16 protein-coding genes are annotated in these 15,512 nt (G+C 56.5%); 5 read left to right on the top strand and 11 right to left on the bottom strand.

Annotated features, from left to right (window positions below; translation table 11 throughout):
• Nucleotides 1–736: 736 nt before the first annotated feature.
• Entirely contained in the window at nucleotides 737–1,696 is a 960-nt protein-coding gene (locus tag MKZ79_RS11580) for a DMT family transporter (protein ID WP_336142349.1), read from the bottom strand.
• 76 nt (nucleotides 1,697–1,772) lie between these two features.
• Nucleotides 1,773–2,597, bottom strand: coding sequence for an AraC family transcriptional regulator (locus MKZ79_RS11575; protein WP_336142348.1), 825 nt, complete (start codon nucleotides 2,595–2,597; stop codon nucleotides 1,773–1,775).
• Nucleotides 2,598–2,857: 260 nt separating this feature from the next.
• Between MKZ79_RS11575 and MKZ79_RS11570 the strand changes: the two genes are divergently transcribed.
• A complete protein-coding gene (locus MKZ79_RS11570; protein ID WP_336142343.1) occupies nucleotides 2,858–3,793 on the top strand; it encodes a VirK/YbjX family protein in 936 nt (311 codons plus the stop codon).
• A gap of 39 nt (nucleotides 3,794–3,832) precedes the next feature.
• Here the strand turns inward: MKZ79_RS11570 and MKZ79_RS11565 are convergent, their stop codons facing one another.
• The 7 genes from MKZ79_RS11565 to MKZ79_RS11535 form a co-directional block, all read right to left on the bottom strand.
• Nucleotides 3,833–4,264 carry a DUF3828 domain-containing protein gene (locus MKZ79_RS11565; protein WP_336142340.1) on the bottom strand — a complete coding sequence of 144 codons (432 nt, stop codon included), beginning with the start codon at nucleotides 4,262–4,264 and terminating at the stop codon, nucleotides 3,833–3,835.
• 283 nt (nucleotides 4,265–4,547) lie between these two features.
• Entirely contained in the window at nucleotides 4,548–5,471 is a 924-nt protein-coding gene (locus tag MKZ79_RS11560) for a carbon-nitrogen hydrolase family protein (RefSeq protein ID WP_336142338.1), read from the bottom strand.
• A gap of 170 nt (nucleotides 5,472–5,641) precedes the next feature.
• A complete protein-coding gene (locus MKZ79_RS11555) occupies nucleotides 5,642–6,916 on the bottom strand; it encodes a phospholipase D-like domain-containing protein (RefSeq protein WP_442897152.1) in 1,275 nt (424 codons plus the stop codon).
• Complete coding sequence (locus MKZ79_RS11550; protein WP_336142336.1) at nucleotides 6,909–7,544, bottom strand: MotA/TolQ/ExbB proton channel family protein; 636 nt, start codon at nucleotides 7,542–7,544, stop codon at nucleotides 6,909–6,911. The genes MKZ79_RS11555 and MKZ79_RS11550 overlap by 8 nt, the downstream gene beginning before the upstream one ends.
• A 16-nt stretch (nucleotides 7,545–7,560) precedes the next feature.
• Nucleotides 7,561–9,804 (bottom strand): TonB-dependent receptor family protein, encoded by a 2,244-nt coding sequence (locus MKZ79_RS11545; protein ID WP_336142859.1) that lies wholly within the window; start codon nucleotides 9,802–9,804, stop codon nucleotides 7,561–7,563.
• Nucleotides 9,805–9,832: 28 nt separating this feature from the next.
• A complete protein-coding gene (locus tag MKZ79_RS11540; protein WP_336142333.1) occupies nucleotides 9,833–10,567 on the bottom strand; it encodes an energy transducer TonB family protein in 735 nt (244 codons plus the stop codon).
• A 1-nt stretch (nucleotide 10,568) separates the two neighbouring features.
• Nucleotides 10,569–10,970 carry an ExbD/TolR family protein gene (locus MKZ79_RS11535; RefSeq protein ID WP_336142328.1) on the bottom strand — a complete coding sequence of 134 codons (402 nt, stop codon included), beginning with the start codon at nucleotides 10,968–10,970 and terminating at the stop codon, nucleotides 10,569–10,571.
• A 290-nt stretch (nucleotides 10,971–11,260) separates the two neighbouring features.
• Here MKZ79_RS11535 and gstA point away from each other — a divergent pair, with 290 nt between their 5' ends.
• A complete protein-coding gene (gstA, locus tag MKZ79_RS11530) occupies nucleotides 11,261–11,863 on the top strand; it encodes a glutathione transferase GstA (RefSeq protein WP_336142326.1) in 603 nt (200 codons plus the stop codon).
• 158 nt (nucleotides 11,864–12,021) lie between these two features.
• Entirely contained in the window at nucleotides 12,022–12,489 is a 468-nt protein-coding gene (locus MKZ79_RS11525; protein WP_336142325.1) for an OsmC family protein, read from the top strand.
• A gap of 175 nt (nucleotides 12,490–12,664) precedes the next feature.
• Here MKZ79_RS11525 and MKZ79_RS11520 read toward each other — a convergent pair whose 3' ends face one another.
• Complete coding sequence (locus MKZ79_RS11520) at nucleotides 12,665–13,459, bottom strand: helix-turn-helix transcriptional regulator (protein WP_336142324.1); 795 nt, start codon at nucleotides 13,457–13,459, stop codon at nucleotides 12,665–12,667.
• A 97-nt stretch (nucleotides 13,460–13,556) separates the two neighbouring features.
• On the opposite strand from MKZ79_RS11520, the gene MKZ79_RS11515 reads away from it, so the two are divergent.
• On the top strand, nucleotides 13,557–14,315 hold the full coding sequence (locus MKZ79_RS11515; RefSeq protein WP_336142323.1) for a class I SAM-dependent methyltransferase: 759 nt from the start codon (nucleotides 13,557–13,559) through the stop codon (nucleotides 14,313–14,315).
• A 105-nt stretch (nucleotides 14,316–14,420) separates the two neighbouring features.
• Nucleotides 14,421–14,954, top strand: coding sequence for a hypothetical protein (locus MKZ79_RS11510; RefSeq protein WP_336142320.1), 534 nt, complete (start codon nucleotides 14,421–14,423; stop codon nucleotides 14,952–14,954).
• Between the two features lie 171 nt (nucleotides 14,955–15,125).
• Here MKZ79_RS11510 and cspE read toward each other — a convergent pair whose 3' ends face one another.
• A complete protein-coding gene (gene cspE, locus MKZ79_RS11505; RefSeq protein ID WP_336142317.1) occupies nucleotides 15,126–15,338 on the bottom strand; it encodes a transcription antiterminator/RNA stability regulator CspE in 213 nt (70 codons plus the stop codon).
• Nucleotides 15,339–15,512: the final 174 nt, after the last annotated feature.

Below are 15,512 nucleotides of genomic sequence, written 5' to 3'. Positions count from 1 at the left end.
AAATTGCCAGCCACCAGAAAAAGAATCATACTTTCAATTAGTTATGAGCGCATTTATCTTTGCCATCAAAGATAAATGCGCCAATTCTGACATAAATCCCGCTTACAGTTTCTGTCCTGAGACGCGCATCTACTTTAGTTATGGTTACCTTTATCTGTTTAAGAATGGTTTACGCTTCTCATTGTTTCGCATGGCTTAACATAACGGAAAGTTGGCAAAACCCCCACCGCACAAGCGCTCACTGCTTCGTCAGGTGCTTTTCAATGCCATTGATTATACAAAAACGCTTAAGATTACTAACCTTTACCCTTTCAAAAAGTGACCAGCGCTAACCTTTTCCTGAGGTTTATTAATGTATTCAGTCGCGGGACAAAACGGTTTCTCCTCGTTGAGTTGCGGTCAATTTGAGTTAAGAATGGTTTGCCACTGAAAAAACCGTCTCAAAAAATGAGCTGACATTAATGTATAGCAAGAATTGACTGTGCCGGAAATTAAGCAAATCAGATTAGCGATTATTCTTATAGCGGAACAATTGGCGAATGTGTCATGGCGCCAGGCATTGCCACAGGCTTTTTTTTGCGTCCGAAAAGCGAACCAAACGTGATAGCAATCACAGAAACGCGTAAAGTTAATGGGGAATTACGACCAGCCACAACAAAAAAAGAGCACAAAAAGTGCTCTTTCCCTGGCTTTAATCAATGCCGAAAGAAAAATAATCTGCTTAGCAAAGATCTTTTTAAGGACAAACGGCTTTCTCTACCGGCTCCGGCTTGATGCGCGTCGCCAGCACCACGCCCGTAATAAGCGCCGCTATCCCACCAACAACAAGCGCCGACGGCCAGCTTTGCCTTAACAGAAAGGTGTAGGCCAGCGCCGCCAGGGTTTCGAAGACGATGAGCGGGCCAACCAGCACGGTCGGCAGGCGCTGGCTGGCTTCATTCCAGCAGAGTGCTCCCAGCCAGGAGCAAAACAGGCCTATCACGCTCATCAGCCCGATAAACAGGCCTGGCTGCGGGCCAAACGGCAGCGCAAAGTCGGGACGGGTTATATGCAGCTGCAGGCTAACCAACAGGTAACCCGCCAGCGCCAGCGGCAGCGTGGCGATACCCTGCGCGGTTGCCCAGGTTGTCGCGCTGTTTTGCGGATGCCTGCGCAGCCAGCGCGCATTGCGTAACGGATACCATGTCCAGCAGATCATCGCCATCACCGCCAGCCCGATACCGCCGAGGTAGCGCGGCAAATCGTCATGCAGCGCGCCGCCATGCCACTCCGCAATATTGACGCAGCCCAGTCCCAACGCAATCAGCAGCAGCACAGGCGCCAGCTTGCGCCACGGCAACCGCCCTTCATGATGACCGTAAAACAGATTCGCGCTGACCGAGATAACGACCGGCAGCGTGCCGATGATCATGCTGGATACCGGCGCCCCGGTACGCTGGATAGCGCTGGCTAAAAATGTGTAATAAAGAAGGTTGCCGACCAGCGCCAGCTTCAGCGCTTCTACCCAGTCGCTACGCGACAGCTGACGCAGCCGATGGCGATCCTGCCACGCCAGCGGCAGTGAGATCAGGCCGAAAGCCACATAGCGGCCTACGGACTGGAGCGCGCCCGGATAATCTGGTATCAGCAGCGGCCCGATAAAGATAAGTCCCCACATCAACCCTGCGCTCAGGGCAAACAATACGCCAGCTACCATATAGCGATTCCGTTATTCAGATCGAAAACCGCTATTCTGACCAGCTAACGCGCGAAAAGATTGTAGCAAATTGCGCTTAGCGTCTGACCTGCTTCTGGTAGCGGACTGGCGTGGTGCCGTAGCGGTTAGCGAAGCTACGCGTCAGGTGCGCCTGATCGGTTAGCCCGACGGAGAGCGCCACGTCGGCGGCCGGCACGCCCAGCGCCAGCAGCTCTTTTGCGCGGAACAGGCGAAAAGCCATCAGCATCTGATGCGGCGTAACGTGGTATTGCGCCTTAAACTGCCGCTGAAAATGGTAAGGGCTGAGCGACGCCAGCGCCGCCAGCTCGTCCAGGGTCACACTGGCGGCGAGATTGTCGCGTAAATACTCTTTGATCCGATCGAAGCGGTGAGCCGGTTCAGGCAGAACCCGGTCGGCAATGCGGGCGCAGGGCCGCAGCAGATCGACCGCCGCCAGCAACAGGCTGTCTCTCGCCAGCGGCTCCTGCGGCTGCCAGAGCATAGCCAGCAGCGCAGAGAGCCGTAGCGCCCGTTGCGGATCGTAACGCACCGCGTCGGTGAACCACCAGCCGCGCTCGCCGGTCAGCGCGGCCAGCCTGTCAGGACTGAGGTAGATCATGCGATATCGCCAGCCCTCTTCGCTGGCGGATTCGCCGGTATGCAGCTCGTCCGGATTCATTAATACCAGCGACTGTGCCGGTGCCGTATGCAGCGCGCCGCGATAGCGAAAACGCTCCGCGCCCGCGTCAATTGTACCGATGCCGAAAGCCTCATGCGTGTGCGGCTCAAAGGCGTAGCGGGAAATATGCGCGTGATAAAGCTCCACGCCCGTCAGGCCATCGAGCTGGCGAAAGCGGGCGCGGTCTGTTTCATCGCTGAACTGCGCGGGTACACCCTGCAAGCGGAACCTCCGGAAGAATCTGAACGTTCAGAGTAGAACCTCTACGTCGTAGATGTCACTTCATAATCCAAACAAAATGCTAACCGGTTTAATGATGTCGGCCTTAACTCACTCAATTAACACAATAAATTTGCTTTAAGTAACAAATAAACTAAACATTCATTCAACCAAATTACAATACATTTAACTTACAAATCACCATTTACCCGGCGTTGAAGTTAGCGGTGTTCAACTGACTTTTTTTCACTGGAACGCCGAAGATGTCCGATCTCACCCTTACGCCTGGCCAGGAAAGTAGCCTGGCGCTTTATCTGTCACTGGTTACGGGCAAGCTGAAACCCGGAAAGCTGTGGTATGACCGTGAATATCGCGTCAAATACCTGTTCCGCTCGCTTGTCTGTCCACGTCAGACAATAAAAATGGCGGACGCGATTATTCGCGAGCCGGTGATGCGCGAGATCCTGACCATTCAGCACACGCTGCCGAGCAAAATCCACCGTCCCTATCTGTATGGCGGTATGCCGGTAGCGGCGCGGGCCGAGGCAATTATCGCCCACTACCGCTTCGCCAAAAACTTGCCTTATCCGCTTTTTCGCCAGGCGCTGCTCAGCCAGCAGGGCGCGGAGCTGCTGCGTTTTACCGGTAAAGGCGGCGAAAACTTCACGATTACGATGGCCTGTACCGGCCGCTGTGAAAGAGAAGGCGAAGTAAATCTGTTTTTCAGCCAGGACGATATCAAGCTGGCGATAGTGACTTTTGCCGTTACTGAACAAAATGGGGAAAAAGTGGCGGTAATCGGCGGCATTCAGGGCGCGCATCGCGATACGCCGCACGAGCTGATCCGCACGGCAACCAAAGCCTGTTATGGCCTGTTCCCTAAACGTCTGCTGATGGAGACGCTGACGCTGTTTTGTCAGGCTACGGGTATCGCCCGGATTGAGGCCGTTAGCGACAGCGGTCATATCTTCCGCAGCTGGCGCTATCGCCTGAAAAAGAAGAGTTTATTCCACGCCAGCTACGACGAATTCTGGCAAACGCTGAACGCCGTGCCGCTGTCGTCAAAGCTCTATAGCGTGCCGCTGACTTTCGCGCGCAAGCCGCTGGAGGAGATTGCCAGTAAGAAACGCTCGGAGTACCGCAAACGTTATGAGCTGCTGGATCAGCTGGCGCAGCAGTTCGCCGCGCACAGCCGCTAAGTTTTTCCTGCAGGCGAGCCGCACGCTGAGCGGTTCGCCTTAGCGATTTTCCTTTTCCACGTCATCGATCTTCCAGCCGTCGCGATCTTTGCGCATCGTTACCAGCAGCAGCTGACGATCGTCAGGATCCTTGCCTAATACGATCTCTCCCGACGCGTTTTCGCCATTGACGGTAAACCGACTGACGCTAACGCGATCCACCCAGCTGTCGCTGTAGTCCTGATCCTGCAGGAAATAATCGTCATCCATGCCATCAGGGCTTTTGATCAGGACATTGATCTTCTGCAGCAGCTGCGGCGTGACGTAGTGATTCAACACAGGATCGTGCTCGTCGATCGGGCTCTCATCTTTGCTTAAGGCACTCAGATACCAGCTATAAAATTCCTGGCTCACCCCTTGCGGATCCTGCTCCGCCGCGCCAGCCTGCGACGTCAGTAGCGCTATGCTCAGCGCCAGTATCCATTTCTTCATTAATGCGGTCTCTGCCCGTTACTCTTTTGCGTGGCGGCTCCACGCTGCCGATTAATTTACCTTTTCATTTTTCTGAAGGAATCACTTTCTGGATTATTTTTGGTAAATGTTTATACCGCACGCTTTTGCAGCCGGTCGAGCCAGCGCGGCTGGCTGCAAAGCCGGCATCCGCAATAACCTCCAGCACGGCATCAAGGATGTGGCCGCGCAGCGTTTGCGACGCCTGCAAAGTGCGCATCCGGTCTTCCGCAGCGGTGATAACCAGTGTCGGGCGAGGTATCGCTCAGGACAAAAACGTCACCGTCTTCTTTGGCCTTTCGTCTACCTGCAGCGCGAAAACATCGGGCCGCGAATAGTGGCCGGAAACATCAAAATCGTAGCGGGCGCGGATCAGCTCATCCGTGTCGATTTCAGCGGTCAGCAGACCTGTAGCGTCTTTAAAAGGCCCGGCCAGCACTTCACCCAGCGGCCCGACGATCATGCTGTTTCCCCGAATCAGCGCCCTGTCCGCTTCCCAGCCTGGCACCCTGATACCCAGCCCGGCGGGCGACGGCTGCACCTGACAGGCGGTAATCACGAAACAGCGTCCCTCGTGGGCGATGTGGCGCATTGAAGCCTGCCAGACATCGCGCTCGTCCACCGTCGGCGCGCACCAGATTTCCACGCCTTTGGCATACATAGCGGCGCGCAGCAGCGGCATATGATTTTCCCAACAGATCGCGCTGCCCGCTTTTCCCGCTTTCAGCGCTACAACCGGCAGCGTGGAACCGTCGCCCTGCCCCCAAATCAACCTTTCGGTGCCGGTCGGCATCAGCTTGCGGTGTTTCGCCACCAGGCCCTGCTCCGCCGAGAAAAACAGCGAGCTGCAGTAGAGCGTGCTGCCGTCGCGCTCAATCACGCCGATAACGATATCCGCGCCGGTGCGGCTGGCAAGATCGGCCAGCGCTTCCGTTTCCGGGCCGGGCACATCAATCGCCTCGTTAAAGTAGGCGGCGAACTCTTCACGCCCTTCCGGCAGGCGAAATCCCAGCCAGGTGCCAAAATTGCTGCCTTTGGGATAGCCGCCCAGCAGCGCTTCCGGCATCACCACCAGCGACATGTTTTTATGGCTGATCTCTTCGGCAAAGCCGAGGATCTGTGTCAGCGTATCGGCTTTACCAGCCGGAGAGGAACCAAGCTGCAGCGCAGCGACGACGGAACGGGGCATAAGCTTCTCCTGAAATAGTATCCTTGCGGAGGCGTCGAGCGACGCCGCCAAACACTATTGCCATAGGCCTGGTTAATGAGCAATGGCCAGAGATTGATTCATATCAACAGACAGGCTTGCCGCCAGCCGAAACAGCGGATTTCAACTTCCCGGCTTTAAGCGCTGTCCGCTTACCCTTTTACCCTGGCCTTCTGATCTTCAGTCACCCGCTTCAGTCCGCCAGGATCTGGCGCGGGATAGTCGTAATCCATCCGCAGAGGTTCAGCGTAGCGGCTTTGCCACAGCTTCTGGTACAGCACGTCCAGACGTGCCGCCATCGCGCTATCGTTGAGCACCAGCTCCAGATTGCGCGAATTATCAAAATAACCGCCGCTCCAGTTGCTGGTGCCGACCCAGGCCAGCTCGCCGTCGATGGTCATGATCTTGCTGTGAACCACGCGGGCATAGGGAATAAAGCCGCTGCTCGCCTGCGGAATAGTGACAATTTTGATCGTCACGTTCGGCACCAGCGCCAGGCTCTTCAGCCAGGCGATTTCAGGCTGCTTCGTGTTCCAGCTGGCGACCATCAGTTCAACCCGCACGCCGCGAGCCGCCGCCGCGCGCAGCGCGTTATCGATGGTGGGATAAAAAGGACGGCTTTTCTTCGTGCCGAAAGAGAGCGGCGCATACTCCATTACCTGCACGCGGATCCGCTCTCTGGCAGAGGCCAGCAGCTGTGGCAGCACCGCCTGTGAATCGGCGATACCTGACGGATTCCAGGCGCGCGGACTGGCGACCAGATAGTTCCCTGCGCGAAGATTAGCGGGCTGCGCATCCGTGCCGGTTTCCGGCACCTGCTCGCCCGCTTCCAGCAGCGGCTGCGCCTGCCAGTCGTGGTTAAAAATCGCGGCGATCTGCGCTACCACCGGCGCGTCGCTAATCAGCAGGCCCGTTTCCTGAATATGCTCCAGCGCCCGCCAGTCGAAATTCTGACTGCCGACAAAGCTCTGCCTGCCGTCTACCAGCATATATTTCGCATGAATAATGCCGCCGGCCAGCTTGCTGAAAGGGATTATCCGCAGCGTCAGTCCCGGTATGGCTTTCAGCTGCGCTATCGTCTCCGCGGTACTCAGCTTCACGCCATTTTTATCCAGCAGAAAACGGATTTTCACGCCGCGTTCGCCCGCCTGCCGCAGCGCCTGGATCGCCTTATCCAGTCGCGATCCCGGTTCGTTCGCCACATAAAACTGCGCGATATCGATCTGCTGGCGAGCGCTGGCGAACATCGCCTGCCAGACCTCGCTGCCGCGACGAAGATCGGACACGGCCAGCGTGGTTTCTGCCGGCGCGTCATATACCAGCTCAAATCCGGCGGCCGCTTTCGCCTGAGCGAACGGACTGCAAAACAGCAGCCCGCAGCAGAGCAGTTTTTTGATCCTACGGAAGATTTTGCCGACTTCAGGCATAGCGCTGGACGCCATTTTCCCACTCCGCTTGATTATCGGCGGCGGCGTGCTGGACAGGCGTGGCCGCCCGCAGCAGCAGCACCTTAAGCAACTCATTAACGCGCTCCATTCGGTTCTGCAAAAAGTTATTGCTGACCAGGCAAACCAGCGCGATCGCGATGCCCAGCCCGGTAGCGTACAGCGCGGTACCCATGCCGGCGGAAACCTGGCTGGCGTCCGAAACGCCTGCCGCCGCCAGCGCTTTAAAGGTGTCGATAATGCCCATAACCGTACCCAGCAGGCCCAGTAACGGCGCGGCGGTAACGACGGTTTCCAGCAGCCACAGGCCGCGCGTCATCGCCGCTTTGCTTAACAGATACTGCGCGTCCACCTCGTCGCTGAGCGCTTCGGCAGAAGCGTGCGTTTTGCGCGCCAGCACCGGCTCTACCGCGCGTAAAGGGACGCTGCTGCGCCGGCTCACGCTATCCGGCAGAGTGCGGGTTTCCGCTGTCAGCACGCTCGCCAGCTGTTTCGCCTGCCGCTGGGTCCAGGCGAACCAGATGGCCCGTTCAATAATAATCACCAGCGCCGCCGCCAGCGAGAAATACATCACATAAAAGATGACATCGTGCATCAGGGTTGCATTCATGTTTTAGCTCTTCCGGTTAAAAGGTGGCTTCCAGCGAAACGGTATAGGTACGCTCCACGCCAACGTTGTAGTAAGGCGTGCTGGCATTGAGGCCGTTACGCGACTCCGCGTTGAATACCGTTGTGCGGGCCGAGGTGAGGTACTCTTTATCGAACAGGTTCAGGATGCCGAAGCGCAGCGCCGCGCTTTTAACGATCTTTTTATCAACCGGCAGATAAACGCCCGCTGCCAGGTCATAGACCGTTCTGCCGCCAACCTTTTCGTCGTTGGTCATATCGCCGTAGAACGCGCCGACGTACTTACCGCTGACGCTGCCGTAGTAACGGCCGTCGTCGTAGCCCAGGGTCATATTCAGCAGATTTTTCGGCGTGTTCGGCAGCTGTTTGCCGCTGGTCGGCAGCTGAACATTCTGCTGCGTCACGTCGTCCTGCTGTTCCGAATCGGTCCAGGTGTAAGAGGTGTAGTAGTTGAAGTTGTGCGGCAGCTTGCCGCTCCATTCGACCTCCACGCCACGGTTTTCTACCTTGCCGACGTTCATCATTTCGTAATCGCCGTCTGCGTTGGTGGTGGAGAGCTGGCGATCGGTATAGCGCATATAGAACAGCGTAGTGCTCAGCAGCATATCTTCGCGCTGGAAGCGCCAGCCCAGCTCGTGGTTCCAGCTCAGCTCCGGTTTGGTGTTGATCGAGTCGCCGACGTTATACAGCACGTAGTTCTGCGGCGTGCGCATATTGCGCGTCAGGTTATAGAACAGCTGATTTTCCTGATTAAGCCGGTAACTGGCGCTGAAGTTCGGCAGAAATTTATGGTAGGTCGCCCTGCGATGTTCCGGCTCGTTGCTCAGGCTGCCTTTGTTCTCGCCGCGACGTTCGACGTGCTGCCAAGCCAGGCCGCCAACCAGCGTCCAGTCCGGCGTAACGAACCAGCTATCCTGCACCCACACCTTCTGCGCTGGCGTGATGGTGTACTGGTTGCGGCCCTGAACGGTGTTGCCGTTGGCGTCTTTCGCCTGATCGGAACCGCCCGGCTCGCCCCACAGATTTGCCGGATTGCCGTCGCTTTGGATAGCGATATACGGCTGGGTTTGCAGCTGGCGCGCGCGCTCGTACCAGTAGCCTAAATCCAGGCTGTGCTGCTCGTTAATATCCCACTTCAGTTTGGTGGTGATGCCCGGACGCCAGGTTTGCGTCCACGACGGACGATAGTAAGTGTTGCTGGTCAGATTGCTGAGATCGTACTGTCCCGCCTGGTCAGAGGTCGGCCCCAGCGTACTGGCGCTCTGGCCGGTAAAGCTGCCGCCGTTGCCCCAGTAGTAGTAGGGCTGCAGGGTCAGCGACAGGTTATCCCGCAGCTGCAGTTTCTGCGAAAAGCTGAGGGTAAAGTTCTCAAACGGGTTGCGGTTCAGCTTGTAATAACGTGAAAGCTGGCCACGGCTGTTGTACTGCGGCGTGTCCGGATAGTCGTTGCCGTAGCGGCCGCCCTGGTCGAACTGCGCTTTGCTCAACGTGTTGTAGTTGGCGTTTTCCTGACGGTTATATTTCATTATCAGGTTGCTGCTGTTGCCGTTTTCCGCTTCGAATAGCGAGTTCATCTCGAACTTATTGGAATAGAGCCGTCCTTCGCCGCGCCACTTTTTCGACTCGGTGTGCGAGTAAGAGAGCCAGTTGCTGAAGCCGTGGTACTCGCCGGTTTCCAGGCGGGCAAAGGTTTTGCTCAGGTCGTTGCTGCCCAGCGTTTGCTTGACGAAGCCACCAAAATCCTTCTGTGGCCTTTTGGTCACCAAACCGATATTGCCGCCGCTGGAGCCGATATGCGGGCCGTCCGCTTCTGACGATCCCTGGGTGACGAAAACCTGCTCGATATTTTCTTCGTCGCCCACCAGATTGGGATAGACCGCGTAGTTGCCGGAGTCGTTAATCGGGATGCCGTCAAGCGACAGGCCGATCTGATCGGAGTTCATGCCGCGCATGGTGTAGTCGACGCCGCTCAGGCCGCTGGCGTCGTTGCTGTTGACGTTCAGACCGGGCGTGTATTTCAGCCGATCCAGCGCGTTACCGGCCATATCCGCCTGTTTCTGCATCGCCTCTTTGGTAATGGTGGATCGTGCTTTCGCCGACTCCTCCTGCACCATCATGCCGCCGCCTAATGATTCGCCCTGCACGTTAATCGCGCCGACGTCGGTGCTCTCCGCCGCCTGCGCGGTAATTGACAAGGCAGACAGCACCGCAAGGCAAACCCCCGAACGTATAAATTTCATTATTCTTTTCCCGTGTATGAATGTTGGGCGATTACGGCGCCCGATAATTCAGCGTGGCGGTAAAGCGCCGGCTGTTTTGTCCGGCGAAGGCGTCGGTCGGGAACGGCTTCACCTGGCGAATGCTTTGCAGACTGTTCGTTGCCGCGCGATTCAGCAGCATGCTGCGGGCTTTGCTGCTGATGCCGGAAGCCAGCACGCGTCCGCTGCGATCGACCTCCAGCCAGATCTCTACGCTGCCTTCCGGCCGCTCCAGTGAGGCCTGGCGCCCGGTCGGATAGCGTTTTTGCGCCTCCAGATCGCTGCGTAATCCTGCTACCCAGCCGTTTTCGATAGCGGCATTGTTGACGCGCGGCGCGGCGGGTTTTGGCGCGGCGGCAACCGGTACGGCAGCGGTTGGACGACGTACGGGCTGAGACGTTTCGGCCGGTTTAGCGGCTTTATTAACGCGCTTTGGTTCCGGTGTCGGTTTGGTTTTTGGTTTTGGCGCCGGTTTGGGCTTCGGCGGCGGCGCAACGGGTTCAGGCGAAGGCGCCGTCACTTCCGGCTGCGGTTCTGGCTCCGGCTGCGGCTGCGTTTCCGGTTCTGGTTCCGGCTGCGGCGTTTCGGCTACGGGCTGCGGCGGCTCCACCAGCGCCAGCTCCATCGTGGAGTCGTCATAGCGAGGCTTGATGGAAAGCGCGGTATGCTGATTCATCAGCATCCAGCCCGCTGCCATCATCACAGGCAGCCAGCTGAAAACATGACGGAAACGGTAAACGGCATACATATCACAGCTTCCGTGTCGCGATAGAGATAGCGGTAAAGCCGCCCTGGCGCAGGCTGTCCATCACCGCAATCAGCCGCTCGACCGGCACATTTTTATCGCTGTTCAGCACAATCGAGGTTTTCTGCTCGCCGCGTGACCGCAGCTGGCTGACCAGCGTCTCCGGCGTCACCGGTTCACCATCCAGCTCCAGGCGATTGTTATCGCCCAGGGTAACGATGGCGTGCTGCTGCGGTTTTAGCTGCTGCGCGCTGGCCGCGCCCGGCAGCTGGGTTTTCAGGCCCTGCGAGGGAATGACGTTCAGGCTGATCAGCACAAAAAACACCAGCAGAAACATCATCACGTCAATCATCGGGATCAATTCAATATGGGCTTTATTTTTGACAGGTTCATTCCAGCTACGCATCAGACTCCCCTCTTTTTGGAAGGCCAATATAGGAGCGGAATGTTTATTTCTGGTTACACTTTTAAGATAAAAATATGGATCGTTACGATTAACTTACAAATTAGTGACGGAGGGAAATTAAAAAGACGGGCGTATTATTTGCGCTGAGGATGCCGCCAGAGGATGCCGAAGCGGCTTTTACCAACAGGATGGATCGGGCTGGTTTGCCCACTAACAATGAGGTAAGTACTTGTTCTGCTTGAGCGGAACGGGTAACGTCATCAGACCATTACCCACGTTTAAGGAAGAATATGAAACTCTATTATTGTCCCGGCGCCTGCTCGCTGACGCAGCATATTATCCTGCATGAAGCTGGCCTGCCGCACGAGCTGGAATCGGTGGATCTGCAAACCAAAACCACCAGCGGCGGCAAAGATTTTTTCACCATCAACAGCAAAGGCTATGTGCCTGCGCTGGCGCTGGATAACGGAAAAATCCTCACCGAAGGCGTAGTGATTTCGCAATATCTGGCCGATTTAAAACCGGAAAGCAACCTGCTTCCGGCGGAAGGCGAAGCGCGCTATGAGGTACTGGAATGGATGAGCTTTATCTCTACCGAGCTGCATAAAACGCTGGGAACGCTATTCAATCCGGCGGTAAAAGGCGAATGGAGAGAGGCCGTTGTCGCACAGCTTACGCGCCGTCTGGAGTGGCTGGCCGAAGCGCTGGGCGAAAAAACCACGCTGAACGGCAAACATTTTACTATCGCCGACGCCTATCTGATCACAGTGCTCAACTGGAGCAGGTTTGTGGATTTTGATTTGGGTAAATGGCCTGCTATCCAACGCTATATGACCAATCTTGCGCAGCGTCCTGCCGTACAGGCCGCGCTGAAGGCGGAAGGCTTAATCTGATTTTTCGCCCTCCTCTTTCTGGCCGGAGCCGCGCCAGCTCGCGTTTTATCGATGCTCTCTGCAAAAAGCCGGGAGCATTTTTTTATGCCTCTACTGGGTAAAATGAAAAAAACTCGTTAATCTTCCGCTTCTTAAACAGCGCTAACAGGAAAATCGCTATGGCAGATCGCGAGCATCGCTACCACGTCACCGTGGAGTGGACGGGCAATAAAGGGCAAGGCACGGAGAGTTACAAAGCTTACGATCGTGAGTTCAACGTGCTGGCGGAAGCCAAGACGGCGATCGCCGGTTCTTCCGATCCCGCTTTCCTGGGCAACGCCAGCCGCTGGAATCCGGAAGAGATGCTGCTGGCCTCTGCTTCCGCCTGCCATAAACTCTGGTATCTGCACCTGTGCGCCGAAGCGGGCATCAGCGTGGAAAGCTATCTTGATAAAGCGGAAGGCACGATGATGGAAGCCAGGCAGGGTCGCTTTACGCAAATCCTTCTTAGGCCGCAGATTACGCTGCGCGCAGGCGATGACATTGAGCTGGCGAAAGCGCTGCATCATAAAGCGCACGAGCAATGCTTTATCGCCAATTCGCTGAACTTCCCGATAGTCTGCGAGCCGCAGATTAAACACGCCTGATTTTTACGCGCCGCCCCGGCCGCGCAGAAAAGCGATAAAAGCTTGTAACTTCTCCGGCAGGTATCGCCAGGATAGCTCTGAGCGACGGACAGGCTGTTAGCTGCTTTATGATGACGTCCGCTGACGGCAAACCCTGTCTTATACGATCGACCAGTTTGCCGCGGCCGCCGGGCAGTCAGACGAGTGGACGCCTTTCGTCCGGGATGAGCATAATCATCTTCAGCGAGCGGTTGCTGCTAAGCTGCCAGCTAAGATGGCGATAGCGCAGTTCACCCTGTTGCTTATGCAGAAAGACGCGCTCGCCGCCTTCCCTGACGATCACCTGCTGCAGCGACCAGAAGGCCCGAAAACGCTCGTTCTCCTGCATTCGGCTGATAAAAGCGTTCAGCTCGCGATCGTGCGGATAGTGCATGCTGTCCGCACGCAGCTCCGCCACTATTCTTTTCGCTCGCCCTTCCCAGTCCATTACCAGGCTTTGCGCCAGCGGATGCGTGAACATAAAGGCCATCATATTCGGTCGCGCATCCGTTTCCAGCCAGCCCTGAAACAGCATCGCCGCAGGCTTGTTCCATGCCAGCATTGTCCAGGTCAGATCGAGCAGATAACAGGGATCGCTGACCTGGTGCACCGCCGCCAGTACCGCTTCCTCTACGCCCGGCACCGCTTCCTCCTGCGGGTCGCTCTGCTGCGCCAGCCGGAACAGATAGTCACGCTCAATGGGCTTCATTTGCAGCGTGGCGGCGATATTCGCCAGCGTTTGCGCCGATACCACAATCTCTCTGCCCTGCTCTATCCACGTGTACCAGGTAGTGCTGATACCGCTGAGCAGCGCCACTTCTTCACGCCGCAATCCTTTGGTTCTTCTTCTGGCGGCAACCGGCAGGCCGAGCTTTTCCGGCGAGGTGTTTTCCCGCTGGCTGCGTAAAAAATTGCCCAGCGCCTTTGGGCCGGAAAGCGGTGTCTGCTGCATGGGAGGCACTCCTGATACCAGTATAACTGCCCATATTGTACCTGTTTAAGCTCGGTCGTATAGTCCGCAAACACTCCATAGAAAAAGGCGTCTTACCATGAAAAACAGTCATGAAGTATTGGTAGAAAGTCAGTTCGGCGATCGCGCGCAGGCCTACCTGAGCAGCAACGTTCATGCGCAGGGCGCGGATCTGCAGAGGCTGCGCGAATGGCTGAACGGCGATGCGCACGCCAGACTGTTGGACATTGGCTGCGGCGCAGGCCACGCCAGCTTTGCTGCGGCGGATAAAGTCGCGCAGGTGACCGCTTACGATTTATCGGAAAAAATGCTGGCCGTGGTGCGCCAGGCCGCCAGCGAACGCGGATTAACCAATCTCACTACCGCTCACGGCCCGGCGGAGGCGCTGCCTTTCGCGGATGCCAGCTTTGACGTGGCGATCAGCCGCTATTCGGCGCATCACTGGCACGATGTCGGGCTGGCGCTGCGCGAAATCAAACGCGTCCTGAAGCCGGGCGGTAAATTTATCCTGATGGATATGGTTTCACCTGGTCAGCCCGTGCTGGATGTCTGGCTGCAAACGGTAGAGATGCTGCGCGATCCTTCGCATGTACGGGACTACTCACAGGGCGAATGGCTGTCGATGATCAATCAAAGCGGCCTGTTTGTGGATCGGCTGGTTGTCGATCGTCTGGATCTGGAGTTCCGTAGCTGGATCGAACGAATGCAAACGCCGCAGACGCTGGCTCAGGCGATCCGACTGCTGCAGGAAAAAGCTTCGGACAGCGTGAAAGAGCATTTCGCCGTTCAGCCGGACGGCTCGTTCAGCGCCGACACGCTGATGATCCAGGCGGGTTGACGCCGCTTCGCTCACCGCGTTTCGGCCATTGGCGATTTTATCGTTCTGGCAGGCGTCCACAGACCAGGCCATAGTTATCGGATGCGACTGCTTAAGGATAAAAAAATGAGAATTGCCTGCCTGGGTTGGGGATCGCTTATCTGGAAGCCGGGCGCGCTGCCGGTTGAGGGAAAATGGCATCAGGATGGCCCGTTAGTGCCGATAGAGTTTACCCGTATCAGCGACGGCGGCGAGCTGGCGACCGCCGTTTCTCTCAACGCCGAGCCTGTCCCCGTGCTCTGGGCGTGGCTTGCCGTCGACGATCTGGCAACGGCCTGTGCGCTGTTAAAAGAGCGCGAGGCGATTCCGGAAAAGCGTATCGACGGCATCGGCTCGCTGATTGTCACCGAGCAGCCCGTTGGCATGCTGGCTGAGTGGGCACAGGCGCGAAATATCGATGCGGTAATCTGGACGGGCCTGCCGCCGCGCTGCGACCATATCGAAAACCGCGTGCCCTCTTTGCAGGCTGCGCTGGCGTGGCTCGACGGCCTGGAAGGCGACACGCGCGAACATGCCAGAGATTATATCAGCCGGGTTCCGCAGCAGATTGACACCGCCTACCGTCGGGCGATTGTGGCGCGGCTGGGCTGGCGAAGCTGAAGGGATTACAGCCTTATCCGACCGTTAAAAAGGGCTACTTTTCAGGCATAAAAAAACCCGCTCGAAGGCGGGTTTTATCGCTGTAATCTGTTTCGTGCTTAACTGCTCAGGCTGTTGCCTTCATCGCTATCGTAAGCTCAGACATATTATAGCGGAATAATGAAAGTAATATTACAGCGCAACAACGTTAGCAGCTGAAGGGCCTTTCGCACCATTTTCAATGGTGAATTCAACCTTCTGACCTTCGTCCAGCGTTTTGTAATCATTACCCTGGATAGCAGAGAAATGTACAAATACGTCTTTGCTGCCGTCCTGCGGAGCGATAAAGCCGAAACCTTTATCCGCGTTGAACCATTTTACTAAACCAGTCATTTTACCAGACATTGATATTTCCTTAATTTTTAGCCGCTTAAATGGGCGTGAAGGCCTGTTTCCAGAGCATAACTTATTGGGCGCTTAGAAGAAGATCAGGAGGAAGGATATCGTTGGATAACGCTTGCGCTGAGGACTGCTTTACTAAAACTGCTTTCATAAGGTCTGTATTCCAAACCGATGACG

This window comes from Erwinia sp. CGal63, from assembly GCF_037026505.1.
GTDB lineage: Bacteria > Pseudomonadota > Gammaproteobacteria > Enterobacterales > Enterobacteriaceae > Erwinia.
The sequence above is the reverse complement of the archived record's forward strand: the minus strand, read 5'-3'. Positions and strand labels throughout refer to the sequence as shown.